Source organism: Zoogloea ramigera (assembly GCF_006539865.1).
Lineage (GTDB): Bacteria > Pseudomonadota > Gammaproteobacteria > Burkholderiales > Rhodocyclaceae > Zoogloea > Zoogloea ramigera.
In genome coordinates this window covers 83837-105016 of the sequence record NZ_BJNV01000012.1, presented here as the reverse complement: position 1 = coordinate 105016, position 21180 = coordinate 83837, and the positions used below count along the sequence as shown (strand labels likewise).

General features: G+C 66.5%; 19 protein-coding genes and 1 tRNA gene. 4 read left to right on the top strand and 16 right to left on the bottom strand.

The genetic code is table 11. The features are described from left to right. From ZRA01_RS05655 to queA, 12 genes are all read right to left on the bottom strand, one after another. Positions 1 to 819: retention module-containing protein (locus tag ZRA01_RS05655; RefSeq protein WP_141350135.1), on the bottom strand; the 819-nt coding region annotated here is incomplete at its 3' end. 132 nt (positions 820 to 951) lie between these two features. Beyond that, positions 952 to 1578, bottom strand: a complete 627-nt coding sequence (locus tag ZRA01_RS05650; RefSeq protein WP_141350133.1) for a helix-turn-helix transcriptional regulator — start codon at positions 1576 to 1578, stop codon at positions 952 to 954. Positions 1579 to 1606: 28 nt separating this feature from the next. Then, positions 1607 to 3013, bottom strand: a complete 1407-nt coding sequence (locus tag ZRA01_RS05645; protein ID WP_141350131.1) for an HlyD family type I secretion periplasmic adaptor subunit — start codon at positions 3011 to 3013, stop codon at positions 1607 to 1609. A gap of 3 nt (positions 3014 to 3016) precedes the next feature. Next, the gene (locus ZRA01_RS05640) at positions 3017 to 5221 is read right to left on the bottom strand and encodes a type I secretion system permease/ATPase (RefSeq protein WP_141350129.1); all 2205 of its coding nucleotides are present in this window, start codon (positions 5219 to 5221) and stop codon (positions 3017 to 3019) included. 4 nt (positions 5222 to 5225) lie between these two features. Further along, positions 5226 to 5537: a hypothetical protein gene (locus ZRA01_RS05635; RefSeq protein WP_218028659.1), complete on the bottom strand. Its 312-nt coding sequence runs from the start codon at positions 5535 to 5537 to the stop codon at positions 5226 to 5228. A 54-nt stretch (positions 5538 to 5591) separates the two neighbouring features. After that, positions 5592 to 6521 (bottom strand): 4-hydroxy-3-methylbut-2-enyl diphosphate reductase, encoded by a 930-nt coding sequence (gene ispH, locus ZRA01_RS05630; protein ID WP_141350127.1) that lies wholly within the window; start codon positions 6519 to 6521, stop codon positions 5592 to 5594. 14 nt (positions 6522 to 6535) lie between these two features. Then, entirely contained in the window at positions 6536 to 6967 is a 432-nt protein-coding gene (locus ZRA01_RS05625; protein WP_141350125.1) for an FKBP-type peptidyl-prolyl cis-trans isomerase, read from the bottom strand. Further along, positions 6964 to 7464, bottom strand: a complete 501-nt coding sequence (lspA, locus tag ZRA01_RS05620) for a signal peptidase II (RefSeq protein WP_141350123.1) — start codon at positions 7462 to 7464, stop codon at positions 6964 to 6966. Before lspA ends, ZRA01_RS05625 begins: the two co-directional genes overlap by 4 nt. Before the next feature lie 22 nt (positions 7465 to 7486). Continuing rightward, positions 7487 to 10291, bottom strand: a complete 2805-nt coding sequence (gene ileS, locus ZRA01_RS05615) for an isoleucine--tRNA ligase (RefSeq protein ID WP_141350121.1) — start codon at positions 10289 to 10291, stop codon at positions 7487 to 7489. Between the two features lie 20 nt (positions 10292 to 10311). After that, positions 10312 to 11244, bottom strand: a complete 933-nt coding sequence (locus ZRA01_RS05610; RefSeq protein ID WP_141350119.1) for a bifunctional riboflavin kinase/FAD synthetase — start codon at positions 11242 to 11244, stop codon at positions 10312 to 10314. Between the two features lie 170 nt (positions 11245 to 11414). Continuing rightward, positions 11415 to 12521, bottom strand: a complete 1107-nt coding sequence (gene tgt / locus ZRA01_RS05605) for a tRNA guanosine(34) transglycosylase Tgt (RefSeq protein ID WP_141350117.1) — start codon at positions 12519 to 12521, stop codon at positions 11415 to 11417. Further along, complete coding sequence (gene queA / locus ZRA01_RS05600; protein ID WP_141350115.1) at positions 12518 to 13546, bottom strand: tRNA preQ1(34) S-adenosylmethionine ribosyltransferase-isomerase QueA; 1029 nt, start codon at positions 13544 to 13546, stop codon at positions 12518 to 12520. Before queA ends, tgt begins: the two co-directional genes overlap by 4 nt. Positions 13547 to 13591: 45 nt before the next feature. Here queA and ZRA01_RS05595 point away from each other — a divergent pair. Further along, positions 13592 to 13676: transfer RNA gene (locus ZRA01_RS05595), tRNA-Leu, on the top strand. 228 nt (positions 13677 to 13904) lie between these two features. Here the strand turns inward: ZRA01_RS05595 and ZRA01_RS05590 are convergent. Further along, a complete protein-coding gene (locus ZRA01_RS05590) occupies positions 13905 to 14285 on the bottom strand; it encodes a rhodanese-like domain-containing protein (protein WP_141350113.1) in 381 nt (126 codons plus the stop codon). A gap of 222 nt (positions 14286 to 14507) precedes the next feature. Here ZRA01_RS05590 and ZRA01_RS05585 point away from each other — a divergent pair, with 222 nt between their 5' ends. Further along, on the top strand, positions 14508 to 15458 hold the full coding sequence (locus ZRA01_RS05585) for an alpha/beta hydrolase (protein WP_141350112.1): 951 nt from the start codon (positions 14508 to 14510) through the stop codon (positions 15456 to 15458). Between the two features lie 87 nt (positions 15459 to 15545). On the opposite strand, the gene ZRA01_RS05580 is transcribed toward ZRA01_RS05585, so the two are convergent. Continuing rightward, on the bottom strand, positions 15546 to 16439 hold the full coding sequence (locus ZRA01_RS05580) for an adenylate/guanylate cyclase domain-containing protein (RefSeq protein WP_141350110.1): 894 nt from the start codon (positions 16437 to 16439) through the stop codon (positions 15546 to 15548). A 262-nt stretch (positions 16440 to 16701) separates the two neighbouring features. On the opposite strand from ZRA01_RS05580, the gene ZRA01_RS05575 reads away from it, so the two are divergent. Beyond that, positions 16702 to 17946: a nitronate monooxygenase gene (locus tag ZRA01_RS05575; protein ID WP_141350109.1), complete on the top strand. Its 1245-nt coding sequence runs from the start codon at positions 16702 to 16704 to the stop codon at positions 17944 to 17946. A 62-nt stretch (positions 17947 to 18008) separates the two neighbouring features. On the opposite strand, the gene ZRA01_RS05570 is transcribed toward ZRA01_RS05575, so the two are convergent. Both ZRA01_RS05570 and ZRA01_RS05565 read right to left on the bottom strand, forming a co-directional pair. Next, a complete protein-coding gene (locus ZRA01_RS05570) occupies positions 18009 to 18998 on the bottom strand; it encodes an HpcH/HpaI aldolase/citrate lyase family protein (RefSeq protein WP_141350107.1) in 990 nt (329 codons plus the stop codon). A gap of 118 nt (positions 18999 to 19116) precedes the next feature. Further along, complete coding sequence (locus tag ZRA01_RS05565) at positions 19117 to 20109, bottom strand: malate dehydrogenase (protein ID WP_141350106.1); 993 nt, start codon at positions 20107 to 20109, stop codon at positions 19117 to 19119. 234 nt (positions 20110 to 20343) lie between these two features. On the opposite strand from ZRA01_RS05565, the gene ZRA01_RS05560 reads away from it, so the two are divergent. Beyond that, positions 20344 to 21072: a GntR family transcriptional regulator gene (locus ZRA01_RS05560; protein WP_141350104.1), complete on the top strand. Its 729-nt coding sequence runs from the start codon at positions 20344 to 20346 to the stop codon at positions 21070 to 21072. The last annotated feature ends 108 nt before the right edge of the window (positions 21073 to 21180 follow it).

Genomic DNA, 21180 nt, shown 5'->3' with positions numbered 1-21180 from the left:
CACCGGCGCCACGTCGACGGTGACGACGGCGGTGGCGGTGCCGCCCTTGCCGTCGGAGATCGTGTAGGTGATGGTGTCGGTGCCGTTGAAGTCCGGGTTCGGGACGTAGCGCAGCGTGCCGTCGGGGTTGAGGGTGACGGTGCCGTTGGGGGCGGTGGCACGGGTGACGCTGATGGGGTCGCCGTCCGGGTCGCTGTCGTTGGTGAGGACGGTGACGGTGGTGGCTTCGTCTTCGCGGGTGGTGAAGGCGGGGTCGTCGGTGGCGACCGGGGGCTGGTTGGCAGCCGTCGTGGTGGGCTGGGCAGGGACGCTGCTAACCGGCAGGAAGTCGATGCCGTCGCTGCTCGAGGTGTAGCTGAAGGCGAGGGGCGTGACGTCCTCGAGGATGCGGACGAGGCGGACGAAGTCGTGGGTCTGGTCACTGTTGCCACCGCCGGTGAGGCCCGCCGCCGGGTCTTCGAGGCCGGCAAAGGGGTCGCCGCCGGTGTTGAGGGCCTGGATGACCTTGTCGGCGTCGGCGCCGAGGCTGGAGACGACGTTCTCGCTGGGCTCCGGCGCGCTGGTGGCGAGGAGTTCTTCGTTGAACAGCACCTGCCGATCGGGGCCGACGGTGAGCTTGGTGCCGTTCGGCAGCTGGACGTCGACCACGGCACCGGCGGCGGTGACGATCTCCTGGCCTTCGGCGACGGCGTCACCCGGCTTGATGGCCTGGAGCTTGCCCTGACGATCCCGCAGGTAGGCTTCGCCCTGGACAAAAACGATGGTGCCCTGGGGGGCAGGGGCGGCGGAAGTGCTGGCGGGGGGCGTCGGGGTGGCCATGGAGGTCTCCGTAGGGGTTTTTCAGTCGGGGCTGAATCTACGGGCTGGCGCCGGCGATGGGTATTGTCCACGCGGACAGGTGGCGTGACGGACGCCACGGCCGGGCTGCGGAAAGGCTGAACGCGAACGCCGTCAGCGCACGCCGTGGACCCGCAGCGCGAGTTGCAGGCGGTCGGCGACCTGGAGCTTCTCGAACACGGCCTTGAGGTGGGCCTTGACGGTGCGTTCGGTGATGCCGAGGGCGTCGGCGATGGCGAGGTTGCTGTCGCCGACGGCGGCCAGCTGGGCGACCTCCCGCTCCCGCTCCGTGAGGGGCGCGCTCCAGTGGGCCAGGCCGACGCGGGGCAGGCGGGTGTCGACGAGACGTAGCAGGCGCGAGAGCAGGGCCCGGCCGACCCACAGCTCGCCGCCAGCGATCACGTCGAGTGCCCGGCGGAGGGTGGTGGTGGGCGCGTGGGTGTGGCAGTAGCCGCAGGCGCCGGCGTTGAGCACGGCGAGGCCTTCGTCGTCGTTCGGCTGGGCTGAGGCGGCGAGGATGGCGAGGCCGGTGGCGTTGCGCTGCCAGGCGGCGTGCTGCCAGAGGGGGGCGTCGGCGCGGCGCGGGTCGAGGTCGACCAGCACCAGCCGGTGGCCTGCGCTGCGCCAGGTGTCGAGGTCTTCAAGCCGGCGGGCGCGGACGGGGGAGCGGCCGAGGGCCTGCCAGTGCTCGGCCAGCAGGTCGTCGTCGGTGAGGATGAGGAGCGGTTCCGCGGGGCTCATGGAGGAATCCGGTTGGGCCGGCGCATGTTCAGCGCTCGGTAAGCGCGTTGGCCTTGGCGCGCAGCACGGGCTTCATCAGGTAGCTGAGGAGGGATTTCTTGCCGGTGAGGATGTCCACCTCGGCCACCATGCCGGGGATGATCGGCATGTGAGCCTCGCCGATGCTGCTTTGGGTGGTGCGCACCCGCACGATGTAGAAGGCGTTGCCCTTGTCGTCGGTGATGGTGTCGGCGCCGATGTGTTCGAGGGTCGCGTCGAGGCCGCCGTAGATCGAGAAGTCGTAGGCGGTGAACTTGACGTGGGCCGGCTGGCCGGGGCGCAGGAAGGCGATGTCCTTGGGCTGGACGCGGGCCTCGAGGAGCAGCGCGTCGTCGCTGGGCACGATCTCGATGATCTCCTTGCCCGGCTGCACCACGCCTCCCACCGTGTTGGCGAACAGCTGCTTGACGGTGCCGTTCATGGGGGCACGGATCTCGGCCTGCTTGACCCGGTCGGCCAGGCCCTCGCTGCCCGCCGAGAGGGCGGCCAGCTTGGCGTTGGTCTCGGAGAGTTCATTGCGGGCCTGGTTGCGCATGTTGAGCTCGACTTCCTCGATTTTGCGCTGGGCCTCCGAGATGGCGGCCTGGATGCGCGGGATCTGGGCGCCGGCGGCGTCGCGCTCGCCCCGGTAGCGGGCCACGTCGCGCTCGAGGCGCAGCAGCTCGACTTCGGAGACGGCGCCGGTCTTGGCGAGGGGGCGGGTGACTTCGAGCTCGCGGGCGGTGAGGTTGTAGCTCTGGGTGGCCTGCTCGCGCCGGGCGCTGACCTCGTTGAGCTCCTGGCGGCGCTGGGACAGCTGCTGGCGCGCCACGCCGACGGCGGCGTCGAGCTCCATGCGCTTGGCTTCGTAGGCGCTGCGTTCCTGCTCGACCAGGGCCGGGGCGCTCTTGATGAGCTCGGGCGGCGGCACGAAGGGCTTCTCGTGGGCCAGCGCGGTGAGGCGGGCCGCGCGGGCCAGCAGGGCTTCGTACTGGGCACGGTTCTCGCGCAGGGAGGAGACGAAGCGGGTCGGGTCGACCTTCAGCAGCAGCTGGCCGGACTTCACCTGTTCGCCCTCGCGGACGAGGATCTCGGAGACGATGCCGCCGTCGAGGCTCTGCATCACCTGCACCTGGCGGGACGGGATGACCTTGCCTTCGCCGCGGGTGACCTCGTCGAGGGGCGCGAAGGCGGCCCACACGATGAGAGCCAGCACGGCCACGCAGGTGAGCAGCACCGCGATGCGGCTGCCGCGCAGCTTCTGCTCGGCCATCGCCCACTCAGCGTCGGCGAGGTAGTCGGAATCGTCGTGGATCTCGCGCTTCTCGACACCGTCGAGGATGCGGTCGAAGCCGCGGGAGGCGCGCTGGTAGAGGGCGTCACAGGCGGGGCGGAGGAAGGTGGGGACGAGTCTCATGGCTTACCCCGCGCGCCCGATGCGGCCGTGCTGAAGCGCCTCGACGACCTGGGCCTTCGGGCCGTCGGCGACGATCTGCCCTTGGTCGAGCACGATGAGCCGGTCGACCAGGTCGAGCAGCGAGGTGCGGTGGGTGACGAGGATGATCGTCTTGTGGCTGGCGAAGCCGCGCAGCCGCTGCTTGAGGCCTTCCTCGCTCTGGTGGTCCATGCTGCTGGAGGGTTCGTCGAGGAGCAGCACCGGCGGGTCGTTGAGCAGCGCGCGGGCGATCGCCACGGCCTGGCGCTGGCCGCCGGAGAGGGATTCGCCGCGCTCGCCGATGGGCATGTCGAAGCCCTCCGGGTGGGTGTTGGCGAACTCCCGCACGCCGGCCAGCTCGGCCGCCGCGAGGATCGCGCTGTCGTCGGCGAAGGGCGCGCCCATCGCGATGTTGTGCTTGAGCGTCCCATAGAATAGCGTGACGTCCTGGGGCACGAAGCCGATGGCGCGGCGCAGCTCGGCCGGGTCGATCTGGCGGGCGTCGATGCCGTCGATCAGGATGGCGCCTTCGGTGGGCTGGTAGAGGCCCAGCACGAGCTTCTCGATGGTGGTCTTGCCCGAGCCGATGCGGCCGATGATGCCCACCTTCTCGCCGGCCTTGAGGCTGAAACTGACCTTCTTGAGCACCGCCTGGTCGCGGCCGGGGTAGCAGAAGCTGACGTCCTTGAACTCGATGTCGCCCTTGAAGCTGGGGCGATGCACGAAGTTGGCGCCGTCGGGGCGCTCGACGGGGAGCTCCATGTGGGTGTTCACCGACGCCAGGGAGGTGCGGGCGTTCTGGTATTGCATCATCAGCCCGGCCACCTGGCCGAGCGGCGCCATGGCGCGGCCGGAGAGCATCGAGGCGGCGATGATGCCGCCCATGCTCATGTTGTTGTTGGCGAGCTCATACACACCGACGATGATCACCGCCACATTGACCAGCTGCTGCATGAACTGCGCAAAATTGACGGTGCCCGCCGACAGCAGCTTGAGCCGCCCGCCGATCTGGGCGATGAACAGCGAGGCCCGTTCCCACTGGCGCTGGATCTGGCTCTCGGCGCCGAGGGTCTTGACGGTTTCGAGGCCGACCAGGCTCTCGACGAGGGTGGCGTTGCGCTGGGCGCTGGCCCGGTAGGTGGTTTCGGTGAGCTCGTGCATCTTGTTCTGGGTGACCAGGGTCGCGAACAGCACCAGCAGGATGCCCACCACCGGCGGCAGCAGCAGCCACGGCGAGATCCACGCCATCACCAGCAGGAACAGCAGCACGAAGGGCAGGTCGATGAGGGTGGTGACGGTGGCCGAGGCGATGAAGTCGCGCACACCCTCGAAGGCGCGCAGGTTGGCGGCAAAGGAGCCCACCGAGGCGGGGCGGGCGTCCATGCGCAGGCCGAGCACCTTTTCCATGATGCGCGCCGAGAGCTGCACGTCGATGCGCTTGCCGGCGCTATCGACGATGTAGGCCCGCAGCGTGCGCAGCATGAAGTCGAAGCCGAGCACCAGCACCGCGCCAACGGCCAGCACCCACAGGGTTTCGACGGCGTGGTTGGGCACGACGCGGTCGTAGACCGTCATCGAGAACATCGGGATCGCCAGCGCGAAGAGGTTTACCACCAGGGCGGCGAGCAGGGTGTCGCGGTAGAGGCGCCAGTTTTCGGCGACGGTGCCCCAGAACCAGTGGTTGGCGCGCAGCGCGCGCACCTGCGGGGCGCGGGCCTCGAAGCGGAAGCGCGGGCGCACGAAGCACACCAGGCCGGTGTACAGCGCGGCGAGCGCGTCGGCGGAGAGGTCGTGGGCCGATTCGCCGGCCTCGGGGAAGCGCACCCGGGCGCCGCCGTCCGGCAGGCGTTCGAGCAGCACGCAGGCCTTGCGGTCGTGGAGCAGCAGGATCGCCGGCAATAGCGCCGGGCCGATGTCGGCCAGCGGCTTGCGCACGATGCGCGCGGTGAGCCCGGCCCGGGCGGCGGCGCGGGGCAGCAGCGAGGGGGTCAGGCGGTTGTCTACCAGAGGGAGGCCTGCCGCGAGGGCCTCGGGCGTGAAGGGCTTGCCGTGGAGGCGGGTCATGACGACCAGCGCGTCCAGCAGGGGGTCTTCGTGGGTGGCGGTCTCGGCCGGCTGCCAGTGCTTGTCGTGGGCCCTTGCGGCAGCGGGGCGCGGGTCGGGAGGGGCGGAGGCTGCGGTGTCGGTCATCGGGTCAGATCACGCCGTTGGGGCTCAGGAGGTCGAGCCCCTCGCGCAGGCGGGCCCGGGCGCCCTTGCGGGCGAGCAGCTTGCGCTGGGCATCGGGCGGGAGGTCGGTGAGGCGCAGGAGGCCCCGGTCGATCAGCACATCCACCACGTCTTCGATGACGCGGATGAGGTCGGCGTCGAGGTGGGCGAACTCGCCGGCGCCGGCGAGCGCAGCGAGGTCGGGGTGGCCGGCGGGCAGCGGCTCGTCGTGGCCGGGCCCAGGCTGGGCGAAGATGGCCACGACCTGGCCGGTGGAGTCACGTTGAACGTAGGGCATGGGCAGTTCCGGGCGTTGGGTGGAGCAGCGTGAAACGGCCCGGAGCGGTCGGGCTCAGTTCGTGACCTGCAGCTCCTTGGGCAGCGGGAAGGTGACGCGTTCCGGCACGCCTTCGAGCTGGCGGACGGAGCCTGCGCCGAGTTCCTTGAGCCGGGCGATGACGGATTCGACCAGCACCTCCGGAGCCGACGCGCCGGCGGTGACGCCGATGCGCTGCCGGCCACTGATCCAGGCCGGGTCGATTGCATCGGCATTATCGACCAGATAGGCCGGAACCTTGAGCAGCTCGGCCACTTCGCGCAGGCGGTTGGAGTTGGAGCTGTTGGTGGAGCCGACCACCAGCACCAGGTCGGACTGGGGCGCCATGAACTTGACGGCGTCCTGGCGGTTCTGGGTGGCGTAGCAGATGTCGTCCTTCTTGGGGCCGACGATGCTCGGGAAGCGTTCGCGCAGGGCCGCTACGATGGCGCCGGCGTCGTCCACCGACAGGGTGGTCTGGGTGACGTAGGCGAGCATGTCGGGGTTGGCGAGCGTGAGGCCGGCCACGTCGGCGACGTTCTCGACGAGGTAGATGCCGTCCTTGACCTGGCCCATCGTGCCCTCGACCTCCGGGTGGCCCTTGTGGCCGATCATGATGAGCTCGCGGCCCTGCTCGCGCATGCGGGCGACCTCGAGGTGCACCTTGGTGACCAGCGGGCAGGTTGCGTCGAAGACACGCAGGCCGCGGGCTTCGGCTTCGCTGCGCACCGACTGCGGCACGCCGTGGGCGCTGAAGATCACGGTGTTGCCGGCGGGCACGTCGGCGAGCTCTTCGATGAAGACGGCACCCTTGGCGCGCAGGCCATCGACGACGAAGCGGTTGTGCACGACCTCGTGGCGGACGTAGATCGGGGCGCCGTAGAGGGCGATCGCCCGTTCGACGATCTCGATGGCCCGTTCGACGCCGGCGCAGAAGCCACGCGGGGTGGCGAGCAAGACTTCCATGGTGGCCTCGGGGCTCAGTTGATGCCGATCACTTCGACTTCGAAGCGGATCGACTTGCCGGCCAGCGGGTGGTTGAAGTCGATCACCGCGTGGGTGTCGAGCACTTCGCGGATCAGGCCGGGGTAGCGGGTGCCGTCGGGGGCGGTGAATTCCATGATGACCATCGGCTCGACTTCGGCGCCGTCGGGGAAGTCTTCGAGGCGCACCTTCTCGACCAGGTCTTCGCGGTGGGTGCCGAAGGCGTTTTCGGGCTCGAGCAGGAAGGTGTGAAGCTCGCCGACGGTGACGCCGGCGAGGCAGCGTTCGAGGGTCGGGGCGATGTCGCCACGGCCGAGCTGCATGGTGGCCGGGGTGGACTCGAAGGTGCTGATGAGGGGCTGGCCGTTCTCGAGGGAGATGCGGTAGTGCAGCGTGAGCAGGCTGTCGGGCTGGACGATCTGGGTCATGAAAGTTTCTCTTGGGCGTGGAGGTGGCGATGTTCGCGGAGCTGGGCCAGGATCATCAGCGCAACCCCCACGCAGATGGCGGAGTCCGCCACGTTGAAGGCCGGCCAGCCGTAGCGGCCGATGTGGAAATACAGGAAGTCGACCACCGCGCCGAAGACGAAGCGGTCGATGACGTTGCCGATGGCGCCGCCGATGATCAGCGAGAAGGCCAGCGGCTGCAGGAACTCATGCTGGTGCCGCGCCAGCAGGCGCAGCAGCCAGCCGCAGATCACAGCGGCCAGCGCAACAAAGAACCAGCGTTGCCAGCCGGACTGGTCGGCCAGCAGGCTGAACGCGGCGCCGGGGTTGAAGGCCAGCACCAGGTCGAACCAGTCGGTGACGCGGATCACCTCGCCGTTGCGCAGGGCGCCGCGGACGAGGTGTTTGGTCCATTGGTCGACCAGCACGACGATGGCCGCGAGGCCGATCCAGTTGCCGAGGCGTAGTTTCAAGGGCATCGCTCCTGCGGGTTGGTCGGGTTTACGCGACGCGGCGGGCTTCGCCGGCGCCGTGCAGGTTTGACGTGCAGCGGCCGCAAAGTTCCGGGTGGGCGGCGTCGTGGCCGACGTCGTCGCGGTAGTGCCAGCAGCGCTCGCACTTCTTGTGGGCCGACGGCGTGACGACGATGGCCGCGTCGGCGTCGGAGGCGACCTGGACGACGGTGGCCTTGGAGCAGATCAGCACGAAGCGGAGATCGTCGCCGAGGCTGGCGAGGAGCTCGAAGTTGTCGCCGGCGGCGCGGATCTCGACCTCGGCCTGCAGCGACGAGCCGACCTGGCCGGCGGCGCGGACGGCTTCGATCTCCTTCTGCACGTCGGCGCGGACCGCGCGGATGGCCGTCCAGCGGGCCAGCAGGCCTTCCTCGCCCTCCTGCTCGGGCAGGGCGTGGAAGAGGTGCAGCATCACGCTGTCTTCCGGGTTTTTGCCGAGGAGCAGCCAGATTTCTTCGGCGGTGAAGGAGAGGATCGGCGCCATCAGCCGCACCACCGATTGCAGGATGTGCCACAGCGCGCTCTGGGCCGAGCGGCGCGCCGGGGAGCTGGCGGCGGTGGTGTAGAGGCGGTCCTTCAGCACGTCTAGGTAGACCGCGCCGAGGTCTTCGGAGGCAAAGTTCTGCAGCGCCTGGACGATGCGGTGGAACTCGAAGCGGCTATAGTCGGCCTCGGCCTGGCCTTGCAGCTTGCGCGTGAGGGCCAGGGCGTAGCGGTCGATCTCGAGCCACTCGGCGACCGGCAACATGTCGGTGGCCGGGTTGAAGTCGGCGGTGTTGGCGAGCAGGAAGCGCAGGGTGTTGCGCAGGCGGCGGTAGACTTCGACCACCCGGTCGAGGATCTCCTTGGAGATCGACAGCTCGCCGGAGTAGTCGGTGGAGGCCACCCACAGGCGCAGGATCTCGGCGCCCAGCTTGCCGGTGACTTCCTGCGGCACGACCACGTTGCCGAGGGACTTGCTCATCTTGCGGCCGGCACCGTCCACGGCGAAGCCGTGGGTCAGCAGCGCCTTGTAGGGCGGGTGGCCGTCGATCGCGCAGCCGGTGAGCAGCGACGAGTGGAACCAGCCGCGGTGCTGGTCGGAGCCCTCGAGGTACAGGTCGGCGCGCGGGCCGCTGGCGTGGCCGTCGTTGTGGGAGCCGCGCAGCACGTGCCAGTGGGTGGTGCCGGAGTCGAACCACACGTCGAGGGTGTCGCTGATCTTTTCGTAGTCGGCGGCCTCATTGCCGAGCAGCTCGGCCGGGTCGAGCTTGAACCAGGCCTCGATGCCTTCGAGTTCGATGCGCTTGGCGACGTCTTCCATCAGCTCCACGGTGCGCGGGTGGAGCTCGCCGGTTTCGCGGTGCAGGAAGAAGGGGATCGGCACGCCCCAGTTGCGCTGGCGCGAGATGCACCAGTCCGGCCGGTTGGCGATCATCGCGTGCAGCCGCGCCTGGCCCCAGGCCGGGAAGAAGCGGGTGGACTCGACGCCCTGCAGCGCGAGTTCGCGCAGGCTGGGGCCGCCGTTGGGCTTCAAGTCCATGCCGACGAACCACTGGGCGGTGGCGCGGTAGATCAGCGGCGTCTTGTGGCGCCAGCAGTGCATGTAGCTGTGGCTGAGCTTCTCGTGGGAGAACAGCGCGCCGACTTCCTGCAGCTTTTCGACGATGACCGGGTTGGCCTTCCAGATGTGCAGCCCGCCGAAGAAGGGCAGGGATTCGGCGTACACGCCGTTGCTCTGCACCGGGCTCAGGATGTCGTCGTTGGTGAAGCCGTTGGCCTTGCAGCTGTTGAAGTCGTCGACGCCGTAGGCCGGGGCCGAGTGGACGATGCCGGTGCCGGCGTCGAGGCCCACGTAGTCGGCCACGAAGACGGGCGACTGGCGGTCGTAGAAGGGGTGCTGGAAGCGGATCTTGTCGAGCTTGGCGCCGCTCGTGCGGGCGACGATGCTGCCCTCGAGGCCGAAGCGCTTGAGGCTGGCTTCGGTGAGCTCGGTCATCAGCACCAGCAGGCCGCGGGGGGTGTCGACCAGCGCGTATTCGTGCTCGGGGTGTACGTTGAGGGCCTGGTTGGCGGGGATCGTCCAGGGCGTGGTGGTCCAGATGACGGCGAAGGCGTCCTTGCCGGCGGGCAGCTCGGCCAGGCCGAAGGCGGCGGCGAGCTGGTCGGCGTCGACGCACTTGAAGCCCACGTCGATCGCCGGGCTCTGCTTGTCCTGGTATTCGACCTCGGCTTCGGCGAGGGCGGAGCCGCAGTCGAAGCACCAGTTGACGGGCTTGAGGCCCTTGAAGACCCAGCCGCGCTTGACCATTTCGGCCAGTGCGCGCACTTCGCCGGCTTCGTTGCCGAAGTCGAGGGTGCGGTAGGGCTTGTCCCAGTCGCCCAGCACGCCGAGGCGGATGAAGTCCTTCTTCTGCTCGGCGATCTGCTCGTGGGCGTAGGCGCGGCACAGCTCACGCACCTTGTCGGCGGGCAGGCCCTTGCCGTGGGTGACCTCGACCTTGTGCTCGATCGGCAGGCCGTGGCAGTCCCAGCCCGGCACGTAGGGGGCGTCGAAGCCGGCCATGGTGCGGGAGCGGACGATGATGTCCTTGAGGATCTTGTTGAGCGCGTGGCCGATGTGGATGCTGCCGTTGGCGTAGGGCGGGCCGTCGTGCAGCACGAACTTGGGGCGGCCCTTGGAGACCTGGCGGATCTTTTCGTAGAGCTTCTTCTGCTGCCACTCGGCGATCCAGTTGGGCTCGCGCTTGGCGAGGTCGCCGCGCATCGGGAAGGGCGTGTCGGGCAGGTTCAGGGTCTTGCGGGTGTCGGACATGGTCTGTGCTGCCTGTGAATTCAGAGGGGATTCTGGGCGAAGTAGGCGCGCGCCTGGTCGGCGTCGCGGGCGATCTGGGCGGTGAGGTCGGCCAGGTTGTCGTAGCGTTCTTCGTCGCGCTGCTTGACGAGGAAGTTCACCCGCAGGTGGGCGTCGTAGCAGTCGGCGTGCCAGTCGAAGAGGTGCACCTCGAGGGTCGGGCGGCCGGCGTCGTTGATGGTGGGGCGCACGCCGACGCTGGCCACGCCGGGCCAGGGCTTGTCGGCGAGGCCTTCGACGCTCACGGTGTAGATGCCCATCAGCGGCGGGCTGCGGTGCTTGAGCTGGATGTTGGCGGTGGGGAAGCCGATGGTGCGGCCGATCTTGTCGCCGTGCATCACCCGCCCGCTGATGCTGTAAGGGCGGCCCAGCAGGCGCGCGGCGTGGGGCATGTCGCCCTCGAGCAGGGCGGCGCGCACCGCCGAACTGGAGACCCGCTCGCCCTCATGGACCAGGGTGTGCATGGCTTCGACTGTGAAGCCGGTTTGCTGCCCGGCGGCCTGGAGCATGGCGAAATCACCCTTGCGGGCCTTGCCGAAGCAGAAGTCGTCGCCGATCAACAAATGGCGCACGCCGAGGCCGTGGATCAGCACGTCCTCGATGAACTGCTCGGCGGTGAGGCCGGCGAAGCGCGTGTTGAAGCGGGCGATGTAGAGCCGATCGACACCATGAGCAGCGAGAAGCTGGATCTTCTCGCGCAGCGAGGTGAGGCGCCGCGGCCGGTTGTCGTGGGCGAAGAATTCCCGCGGATGGGGCTCGAAGGTGAGGACCGCGGAGGGCAGGCCGGTTACCCGGGCCTTGTCGGTAAGCTTCGTCAGCAAGGCCTGGTGGCCGCGGTGCACGCCATCGAAATTGCCGATGGTCAGCACGCAGCCGTGTTCGGCGCGCTCGGGAATGCCACGGAAAACCTGCATGGGGCGGAATCGGGGAAAAGCGCGGATTATAGCGTGGCGTGGGTGGGGAGTTGGAAATGGGAAGCAGGGAGTGGGGCGCGAGCCCTTGCCCGAGATCCGCGCGATTCTGACCCTAAGCGCAAATGGGCTGACACCGGCCCACTTCCCACCTCCTATTGCCCATTCCCCATCTAGCCTCCTGCCCGCTCCCGGTGGAAGCGCGCGACGTAGTCGGTGAGGGTGCCGCTGGCGATGGCGTCGCGCAGTTCGCGCATCAGCTGCTGGTAGTAGTGCAGGTTGTGGATGGTGGCGAGGCGGGCACCAAGGATCTCGTTGAGCCGGTTGAGGTGGTGCAGGTAGCCCCGCGAGAAGTTGCGGCAGGTGTAGCAGTCGCAGGACTCGTCGATGGGTCGGGTGTCCTTCTTGTGCACGGCGTTGCGGATCTTCACGTCGCCGTGACGGGTGAACAGCCAGCCGTTGCGGGCGTTGCGGGTGGGCATCACGCAGTCGAACATGTCGATGCCGGCCTGCACCGAGAAGACCAGATCTTCGGGGGTGCCGACGCCCATCAGGTAGCGGGGCTTGTCGACGGGCAGGCGCGGCGCGGTGTGGTGGAGGATGCGCTGCATGTCCTCCTTGGGCTCGCCGACCGACAGGCCGCCGATGGCGTAGCCGTGGAAGCCGATGTCGGTGAGGCCAGCGAGGGATTCGTCGCGCAGGTTTTCGTACATGCCGCCCTGCACGATGCCGAAGAGCGCGTTGTTGTTTTCGAGGCGGTCGAACTCGTCGCGGGAGCGCCGGGCCCAGCGCAGCGACAGGCGCATCGAGTCGGCGGCCTCGGGCACGCTGGCAGGGTAGGGCGTGCATTCGTCGAAGATCATCACCACGTCGGAGTTGAGCACCTTCTGGATGCGCATGGATTCCTCGGGGGTCAGGAAGAGCTTGTCGCCATTGACCGGCGAGGAAAAGCGCACGCCTTCTTCGGTGATCTTGCGCAGCGCGCCCAGGGAGAACACCTGGAAGCCGCCGGAGTCGGTGAGGATGGGGCCGTCCCAGGCCATGAACTGGTGCAGGCCGCCGAAGGCTTTAATGACTTCCAGCCCCGGGCGCAGCCACAGGTGGAAGGTATTGCCCAGGCAGATCTGGGCGCCGATATCGCGCAGATCTTGCGGCGAGATGCCCTTGACCGTGCCGTAGGTGCCCACCGGCATGAAGGCGGGGGTGTCGACGGTGCCGTGGTTGAGGGTCAGGCGGCCGCGACGGGCGGCGCCGTCGGTGGCGAGGAGTTCGTATTTCATGCGGAATCCCGGGTCAAGAACATGGCGTCGCCGTAGCTGAAGAAGCGGTATCTGGCGGCGACGGCGTGGGCGTAGGCGCGGCGGATGACGTCGACGCCGGCCAGGGCGGAGACGAGCATCAGCAGGGTGGATTTGGGCAGGTGGAAGTTGGTGACGAGGGCGTCGGCCACCTGGAACTGATAGCCGGGCAGGATGAAGAGGTCGCTCTCGGCCTCGCCGGCCACCAGATTGCCGCTGCGGGCGGCGGATTCGAGGGCCCGCATGCTGGTCGTGCCGACACACACCACCCGCTTGCCAGCGGCCTTGGTGGCGGCGATGGCGTCGACGGTGGCCTGGGGCACGAAGTAGGCCTCGGTGTGCATCTTGTGCTCGGAGAGGTCGTGCACCCGCACCGGCTGGAAGGTGCCGGCGCCCACGTTGAGCGTCACGTAGGCGGTGTTCACGCCGTGCTCGGCCAGCCGGGCGAGCAGGGCTTCGTCGAAGTGCAGGCCAGCGGTGGGCGCGGCGACGGAGCCCGGGTTGCGGGCATAGACGGTTTGATAGCGGGACTCGTCGGTGTCGCCGGCGGCACGCTCGATGTAGGGTGGCAGCGGCAGGCGCCCGTGGCGTTCGAGGAGCGCGATGAGGTCGTCGCCGTCGGGAAAACGCAGGTGGAAGAACTCGCCGGCGCGCCCGAGCACCTCCACGTCGAGAGCGTCTTCGAGGCGCAGCCGGGTGCCGGGCTTGGGTGACTTGCTGGCGCGGATCTGGGCCAGGGCCTCGTGGGGGCCGAGGGGGCGTTCGATCATCACCTCGACCTGGCCGCCGGTGTCCTTGGTGCCGAACAGGCGGGCGTGGATCACGCGGGTATCGTTGAAGACGAGGAGGTCGCCGGGCGCCAGGAGGCTGGGCAGGTCGGAGAAATGCAGATCGGCAAGTTGCGGCGAGACCCGTAGCAGCCGGCTGTCGGTGCGGCGAGCGAGCGGTGCCTGGGCGATCAGTTCTTGCGGGAGCGGGTAATCGAAATCGTCGAGAGTCCAGGCCATGAGTTGATGCGCTGAGAGGTTTCGTAGATAATGCGGCGCTTCTGTGCCGGGATGGCGGAATCGGTAGACGCAGCGGATTCAAAATCCGCCGCCGCAAGGTGTGTGGGTTCGAGTCCCACTCCCGGCACCAGAAAACCCACGATTATATCCAAAACCGGGTCTCTCCCGCAGTGGCTTAGGGCGCTGCCTTGCAGAGATGGCTGGTTCTCATGAAGCCTCGTCAGGCCTGGGTGGCGTGGCTCTCTGGCATTCACATTCCTGCATTTCTGATTTCGCTGCGAGCCCTCGTGCTGCGTGGCGTTCTTGCGCGCGCGGATCTTCAGCAAGGGAGGCCGTTAGCCTCCCCGTGTTCCGGGTTTCAGTCGAAGCTCGGCAGGCTCGGCTTTGCAACCGGCTTGCCGGCGCTGGCCCAGCCGTCGAAGCCGCCGGCGATCGATTTCACGTGTAGATAACCCATGTCGTGCAGCGTACAGGCGGCGAGGGCCGCGCGGCCGCCGGTCTTGCAATACACAACGAGCTTGAGGTCGCGGGCGCTCAGGTCCGGGTCGCCGCTGAGCTTGAACTCGAGCAGGCCGCGGGCGATATGAACGGCACCGGGGAGATGGCCGGCGGCGAATTCGTCGGCTTCGCGTACGTCGATCAGCACGTCTGCGTCGCGGATCGCTTCGTCTGCATCGTCGAGGGAGACTTCCTGGGTGCGGGCCTTGGCGGCCATGACCAGATCGTGGGCGGTTTTCATGGTGCTCCTGTCTGTGTGGATTGAAGGTTTGGCGGTCGGGTATGGGGTTGCCGAAGATGTTTCGGCGATCATATTAGCAAAGACTAATTTTATTTGGGGTGCGCAAGCGGCTGGCTCCCGGTGGCGCCCGGATGAGGCGGCGGCCTGGAGTGGTTTACAATGCTGCACTGCGGCAGGCCGCTTGTTGCCAGCCCTGATTCATTGATCATCCGGATACCCGTCATGGCCCTCGACCCTCAAGCCCAAGCCTTGCTCGACATGGTGTACCGCATTGGTGCCCCGCGCTTTCATGAGCTCGATGTGCATCAGGCTCGTCACTCCTTTGAAAAACTCCAGTTTGCCTTGCGGCCCGTGGCGCCCGCGGTGGCGTCGGTGACCGAGGTGCCGATTCCCGGCGTGCATGGGGGTGGTGTGCTGATGGCGCGGCTCTATCGTCCGATTTCCGCGGGGCCTGACGACGTGCTGCCGATCGCCTTCTACTTCCATGGCGGTGGCTGGTGCGTGGGAAACATCCCCAGCTACGACGTGCTGTGCCGCGAATTGGCCAACCATTCGGGCGTGGCGGTGCTGTCGGTGGATTACCGGCTGGCGCCGGAGCATCCGTTCCCGGCGGCGGTGAATGACGCCCACCATGCGGTCGTCTGGTCGCTCGAGAACGCTGGCCTGCTCGGCATCGATCCGGCTCGCTTTGCGCTCGTCGGCGACAGCGCCGGCGGCACCCTGAGTGCGGTGACGGCACTCCAGCTGCGCGACGAACTCGGCCCCCGGGCGCGCCTGCAGTTGCTGATCTACCCGTGCACCGAGATCCTCAGCCAGCGCCCCTCGCGGCTCGCCTATTGCGATGGTTACTTTCTGGACAACGAAACCCTCGACTGGTTTTGCGAGAAGTACCTGCCGGAGCCCGGGGACCGGCAGGATTGGCGGGCGTCGCCGCTGCTGGCCGGGCGTTTCGATGATCTGCCGCCGGCGGTCCTCATCACGGCCGGCTGCGACCCGCTCACCGACGATTGCAAGGCATACGCGTCAGCCCTCGAGTCTGCCGGCGTGCCGGTGACCCTGCACGAATTCGACGGCATGGTTCATGGCTTCTTCACGCTGGGAAAACTCTTCCGGCAATCGGCCGAGGCGGTCGAACTGGCGGGCAAGGCGCTCGAGGCTGCGCTGACCCGTTGAGTGAGAGGGCTGCAGGCCTTGCCTGCGGCTTTTCGGGAGACGCGGTGCCCCAGGTTTCACTCGCCCTCGCGGAGGGCTAGGGGGTGCTCAGATGCAGACGAAGCTGACGATCTGGGGGCTGTTGGCGCAGCTGCGCCCGAGGGCGAACTGGCCGCGTCCGCGCAGCACGACTTCCTCACGGGAGAGCAGGAACTCGCGCTCGCCCTCGATCTGCACAAAAGTGCCGTTGCTGCTGCGGTCGATCAGCACGAACTTGTCGCCGCGCAGCTCGATCTCGGCGTGGCGGCGGGACGATTGCGTGTCGCCGACCACCAGATCGGCCAGCGGATCACGCCCGATGCGGGCGCTGGGCCGGGTGGAGTTGAGCACCACCGATTTCGAATCCATGTAGAGCCGCAGCTCCGGCTCGGTTTCGAGGAGGAAGTGGTCGTTCTGGACGACGGTGAGCTCACCAACGGCCTCGCACATCACCTCGCACAGGTCGGCCGGCTTGGACAGGCCGCGGATGACCCGCGGCGGCAGGGTGTGAATCACGGAGCGCCATTCCGGGCCCAGGCGGCGGGCGGTTTCGGCGGAGGTGATGGCCTTGCCGGGAGAGGCGAGCTCGGCGAGGCGGGCCGCAAAATTGACCGTTTCACCGAAGACGTCGGTGCCACTCGCGACCACGCCGCCGAAGTGAAAGCCGATCCGCACGGCGAGCTTTTGATCGGGGCCGGAGGGCAGCTCCTTGACCGTCTGGTGGATCGCGAGGGTGGCGTCGGCTGCGCTGTCGGCGTCACGGAAGACCGCCATCAGGCCGTCGCCGGTGTGCTTGACCACGCGCCCACGTTTGGTCTCGACGGCGATCCGCATCGTGCGGATGCAGCGGTCGACGAGTTCGAAGGCAGATGTATCGCCCACGCGCTGATAGAGCTGAGTGCTGCCGACCAGGTCGGCAAACAGTACAGCGCATTCATTGGTGGGCTTCGTTGGATCCGACATCTGGTTTCGGGCGGCTTCGGAGGCGTGATTCTAGCGGAGTTTGTGACATCTTCCGCAGCCCGGAAGGTAACAAATTTTCGATTCTCCGGAGGTGCCGCTTGTCGGTTGGGTGGCCTGGATGGGCGGCCCGCGGCGTCTATTTGAATTTCCTTGACTTAAAGTGCGGCAGGTCTTGCGCGGCAGTGAGATAATGATTGGTTAAAGCCACATATAAATCGATAATAGCCTGAGTGGCCCCCCATGTCCGTCTGGAAGGAGTTTCATGAAACGAGTTGATGATTTCCGTCTGCGCTTCGGCAAGCAGGAGTTGGTGCCCATCGTCATTGGCGGTATGGGGGTCGATATCTCTACTGCAGATCTGGCTCTCGAGGCGGCACGGCTCGGCGGAATCGGTCACATCTCGGATGCGATGGTGAAGACGGTTGCCGATCGTCGTTTCAATACCAAGTTCGTCAAAGAGAAGCTGAAACTCTACAAGTACAACGTGGAGAACCCCGACAAGTCGGCCGTACAGTTCGACTTGGGGCAGCTGGCAGAGGCGACCCGCCTGCATGTGGGCAAGACCATGGAGGCCAAGCGTGGCCCGGGCATGATCTTTGTCAACTGCATGGAGAAGCTCACCATGAACGCACCGCGGGAAACCCTGCGTGTGCGCCTGGCGACGGCGCTCGATGCGGGCGTTGATGGCATCACGCTGGCGGCGGGCCTGCATCTGGGCTCGTTTGCGCTGATCGAGGATCACCCGCGCTTCCGCGATGCGAAGCTCGGGATCATCGTCTCCTCGTTGCGGGCGCTGCAACTGTTCCTGCGCAAGAGCGCACGTACCAACCGGCTGCCCGACTACGTCGTCGTCGAAGGGCCGCTGGCGGGCGGGCACCTGGGTTTCGGCATGGATTGGGCCCAGTACGATCTGGCCACTATCGTCGCTGAGATCCATGCCTGGCTGGTGGCCGAGAAGCTGGATATCCCGCTGATTCCTGCCGGCGGGATCTTCACCGGCAGCGATGCGGTGTCCTTCCTCGAGAACGGTGCGGCGGCGGTGCAGGTGGCGACCCGCTTCACGGTGGCGCGCGAATGCGGCCTGCCCGAAAAGGTTCAGCAGGAATACTTCAAGGCCAGCGAAGACAAGATCGTCGTCAATCAGATTTCGCCCACCGGCTACCCGATGCGGATGCTGACCAGCAGCCCGGCGATCGGCTCGGGCATCCGCCCCAATTGCGAGGCCTACGGCTATCTGCTCGACGCCAATGGCAGCTGCGCCTACGTCCAGGCCTACAACCGCGAAGTTGCCGCCCACCCGGGCGCGCGGCGTGTCTCGGTGATGGACAAGACCTGCCTGTGCACCCACATGCGCAATTTTGACTGCTGGACCTGCGGGCACTACACCTACCGGCTCAAAGACACGTCTCGCAAGCTCGAGGACGGCAATTACGAAATCCTGTCGGCAGAGCACATTTTCAAGGATTACCAGTTCAGCACCGACAACAAGATCGCGCTGCCTGACTAAGTTGAGGTGTTGTTCGAAACAAAAAACCGGCTGAGAGGCCGGTTTTTTATTTGTTGTTGGATTTAGAAATAGCGTCTCGATGCTTCGTCGGGGATTTTCATCCCCGTTGAGCGGGCCCGCTTCAGGAGCTCCCAGTAGTAGCGGTAGGAGGCGCGGTCATGGAGCTTGCCGGCATGCTGGATCGGGCCCCAGTGCTTGTCCTGGGCGGCGATGAGGATCTCTGCCGCCTCTTCGACCTCGGTGAAGTCCGGGCGCATCGCTTCGATGATCGGCACGATCTGGTTGGGGTGGATGCTCCACATCCGTAGATAGCCGAACTCCTTGCGGGCGCGCTCGGCGTCGCGGCGGATGTAGTCGATGTCCTTGAGCTCGGTGGTGACGTTGTGGGACGGCACCACGCCGTTGGCCAGCGCGGCGGCCGAGATGTCGCATTTGGCGCGGGCGACCAGCGGATGCTCGAACTGCCCCGGGCTCCGCATTGCCGATCCGGGGATGGCGCCGTGGTGGCCGCTGACGAAATCCATCAGGCCGAAATCGAGGGACTCGACCCGGTCGAGGGCGGCGATCTCCCAGGCTTCGCGAAGCGCGCCGTGGGTCTCGATGAGCACATGAACCGGGATCGCCCGCTCGATGCCGTGACGCTCCTCGGCGCTCCGGATGCTCTCGATCTGCCGGGCGGCATCGGCGGCACAGCGCACCTTGGGTATGGTCAGGAAGGCGAGCCGGCTGCCGGCCAGGCCAACCAGGATGTCCACGTCCTGCTCCCAGTGGGGGTGGGTAATGTCGTGGATTCGCGCACCGACCCGGCCGAAGCGGTTGTCCTCTGACATGATTACGCCGGCAGCCATCCGGGCGTGGTCCGCCTCTGCGCCGGCATGGGCGCCATCTTCGCAGTCGCAGGTGATGTCGAAGACTGCGCCGAGCTCGTGCTGGACGGCCAGGGCCTTCTTCATCAGCTTCTCGCTGCCGGCGTAGTGATCTACGGCGGGCAGGATGGGGAAGGGCTTCTCGCCCTGGAACAACACTTGATCGGGGTGGGCGTGCTCGGCCATGGTGGGTGCTCTCGTCTTGTCGGCTCGCGGAGATTAGCAAAAAAGCGCGCTTTAAAAACAAAACGCGAGGGCGTTCAAGCCCTCGCGTCTCTGGTGATGCATGAAGCTTACCGAGCGATCAGCCCAGCAGATCCTTCACGCCGTCACGCTCTTCGAGCAGCTCGTTGAGCGTGTGGGTCATGCGCTCGCGGGAGAACTCGTCGATTTCCAGGCCCTGGACGATCTTGTACTCACCGCCTTCGGTGGTCACCGGGAAGCCGTAGATGATGCCTTCGGGGATGCCGTAGGAGCCATCGGACGGGATGCCCATGGTGACCCATTCGCCGTTGGAGCCCAGCACCCAGTCACGGATGTGGTCGATGGCGGCGTTGGCAGCGGAGGCGGCGGAGGACAGGCCACGAGCTTCGATGATCGCAGCGCCACGCTTGCCGACGGTCGGCAGGAAGACTTCGCGGTTCCAGGCTTCGTCGTTGATGAGTGCCTTGACGTTGTCGCCGTTGGAGGTGACGGCGCGGTAGTCGGCGTACATCGTGGGGGAGTGGTTGCCCCAGACGACCAGGCTCTTCAGGCTGGAGACATCACGGCCGGTCTTGCCAGCGAGCTGGGAGAGGGCGCGGTTGTGGTCAAGGCGCAGCATGCCGGTGAAGTTCTTGGCATTGACGCGGCCGTACTTGACGGCGATTTCCTTGGCGATGTAAGCGTTGGTGTTGCAGGGGTTGCCGACAACCAGCACCTTGACGTCCGGATCGGCGTACTGGCCGATGGCCGCGCCCTGGACGGTGAAGATCTTGGCGTTCTCGGTCAGCAGGTCCTTGCGCTCCATGCCGGGGCCGCGGGGGCGGGCGCCAACCAGCAGGCAGACCTGGGCGTCCTTGAAGGCGACGTTCGGATCGTCGGTGGCGATCATGCCGGCGAGCAGCGGGAACGCGCAGTCCTCGAGTTCCATCATGACGCCCTTGACGGCCTTCTGGGCCTGCGGCAGGTCGAGCAGCTGGAGGATGACGGGCTGATCCTTGCCAAGCATTTCGCCGCTGGCGATGCGGAACAGGAGGCTATAACCGATCTGGCCGGCGGCGCCGGTGACTGCTACACGAACGGGGGCTTTTGCCATTGTTGAAACTCCCTCTACTAAGAAGTGTTAACGACTTGGTGGTTCCGACTCGCGCCGGCTTTGCTCGGAAGACGCCGCGAAGCTAAGGCGATGCTGGTGCAATCTTGATACTCAACGCGTCGACGTATGAATCGTATGAGCATTTGGTCGGAGTGTCAATTCCATGTCTTATGTCTTATATAAGACATAACTCAATCAATAGACTGTCAACCAAAAGTGTGCTTCAATACACGAATGCGACCGGACTCGCCCACCTTCAGCCCGCTCTACCGTCAGATCAAGAACCTGATGCTCAACGCCTTGGAGTCGGGCGAGTGGCGTCCTGGTCAGGCGATCCCGAGCGAACAGGAACTTGCACTGCGTTTCAGTGTAAGTCAAGGCACCGTGCGGAAGGCCATCGACGAGATGGCGGCGGACAACCTTCTTGTTCGCAAGCAGGGAAAGGGTACCTACGTTGCGTCCCATAACGATCCCCGTGCGCTTTTCCGGTTTCTGCGGCTTGTCCCCATCGACGGCGATCTCGCACATCCCCAGAGCGTTCCTCTGGATTGCTGGAAGGCCAAGGCTGGCAACGAGGCCGCGCGCATGCTCGGCATCGAGCTCGGGGCACCCGTCACCATCCTCCGCCGGCTTCTGCGCTTCTCCGGCAAGCCCGTTGTCGTTGATGAAATCTATCTGCCCGGCGAAATATTCCAGGGCTTGACCATGGAAGTGCTGCAGGGTGCGCATGGGTCTCTTTACAGCTTGTTCGAATCCCGCTTCGGTGTCCGCATGATTCGCGCGGAGGAGCGGATACGGGCCGTCGCTGCCGACCGCATGACCAGTGAAACCCTGGGTGTTGCGGAAGGGGTGCCCTTGTTGTCGGTTGAGCGGGTCACTTATACGTATGGAGATCGTCCGGTTGAATGGCGCCGCGGCCTTTATTCAACCGCTGAACATTATTATCTGAACGAATTGAATTGATGTGTTGTCTTGGTTGACGGGTAGCCCGACCCGTCAGTTGTTGGTAAGGGTATATACTTACAATTTTGTTTGTGTGGGAAACAAGCGGCTTTCGAGGTCGCTTTTGCT

Bases quoted from the DNA above. Each gene is read 5' to 3' on its own strand.
- ZRA01_RS05565 (WP_141350106.1), bottom strand. From the start codon at position 20,109: ATGGCAAAAGCCCCCGTTCGTGTAGCAGTCACCGGCGCCGCCGGCCAG.
- ZRA01_RS05640 (WP_141350129.1), bottom strand. From the start codon at position 5,221: ATGACCGACACCGCAGCCTCCGCCCCTCCCGACCCGCGCCCCGCTGCC.
- ZRA01_RS05585 (WP_141350112.1), top strand. From the start codon at position 14,508: ATGGCCCTCGACCCTCAAGCCCAAGCCTTGCTCGACATGGTGTACCGC.
- tgt (WP_141350117.1), bottom strand. From the start codon at position 12,521: ATGAAATACGAACTCCTCGCCACCGACGGCGCCGCCCGTCGCGGCCGC.
- ZRA01_RS05575 (WP_141350109.1), top strand. From the start codon at position 16,702: ATGAAACGAGTTGATGATTTCCGTCTGCGCTTCGGCAAGCAGGAGTTG.
- ZRA01_RS05590 (WP_141350113.1), bottom strand. From the start codon at position 14,285: ATGAAAACCGCCCACGATCTGGTCATGGCCGCCAAGGCCCGCACCCAG.
- ZRA01_RS05560 (WP_141350104.1), top strand. From the start codon at position 20,344: ATGCGACCGGACTCGCCCACCTTCAGCCCGCTCTACCGTCAGATCAAG.
- ispH (WP_141350127.1), bottom strand. From the start codon at position 6,521: ATGGAAGTCTTGCTCGCCACCCCGCGTGGCTTCTGCGCCGGCGTCGAA.
- ZRA01_RS05645 (WP_141350131.1), bottom strand. From the start codon at position 3,013: ATGAGACTCGTCCCCACCTTCCTCCGCCCCGCCTGTGACGCCCTCTAC.
- queA (WP_141350115.1), bottom strand. From the start codon at position 13,546: ATGGCCTGGACTCTCGACGATTTCGATTACCCGCTCCCGCAAGAACTG.
- ZRA01_RS05650 (WP_141350133.1), bottom strand. From the start codon at position 1,578: ATGAGCCCCGCGGAACCGCTCCTCATCCTCACCGACGACGACCTGCTG.
- lspA (WP_141350123.1), bottom strand. From the start codon at position 7,464: ATGCCCTTGAAACTACGCCTCGGCAACTGGATCGGCCTCGCGGCCATC.
- ZRA01_RS05580 (WP_141350110.1), bottom strand. From the start codon at position 16,439: ATGTCGGATCCAACGAAGCCCACCAATGAATGCGCTGTACTGTTTGCC.
- ZRA01_RS05625 (WP_141350125.1), bottom strand. From the start codon at position 6,967: ATGACCCAGATCGTCCAGCCCGACAGCCTGCTCACGCTGCACTACCGC.
- ileS (WP_141350121.1), bottom strand. From the start codon at position 10,291: ATGTCCGACACCCGCAAGACCCTGAACCTGCCCGACACGCCCTTCCCG.
- ZRA01_RS05610 (WP_141350119.1), bottom strand. From the start codon at position 11,244: ATGCAGGTTTTCCGTGGCATTCCCGAGCGCGCCGAACACGGCTGCGTG.
- ZRA01_RS05635 (WP_218028659.1), bottom strand. From the start codon at position 5,537: ATGCCCTACGTTCAACGTGACTCCACCGGCCAGGTCGTGGCCATCTTC.
- ZRA01_RS05570 (WP_141350107.1), bottom strand. From the start codon at position 18,998: ATGGCCGAGCACGCCCACCCCGATCAAGTGTTGTTCCAGGGCGAGAAG.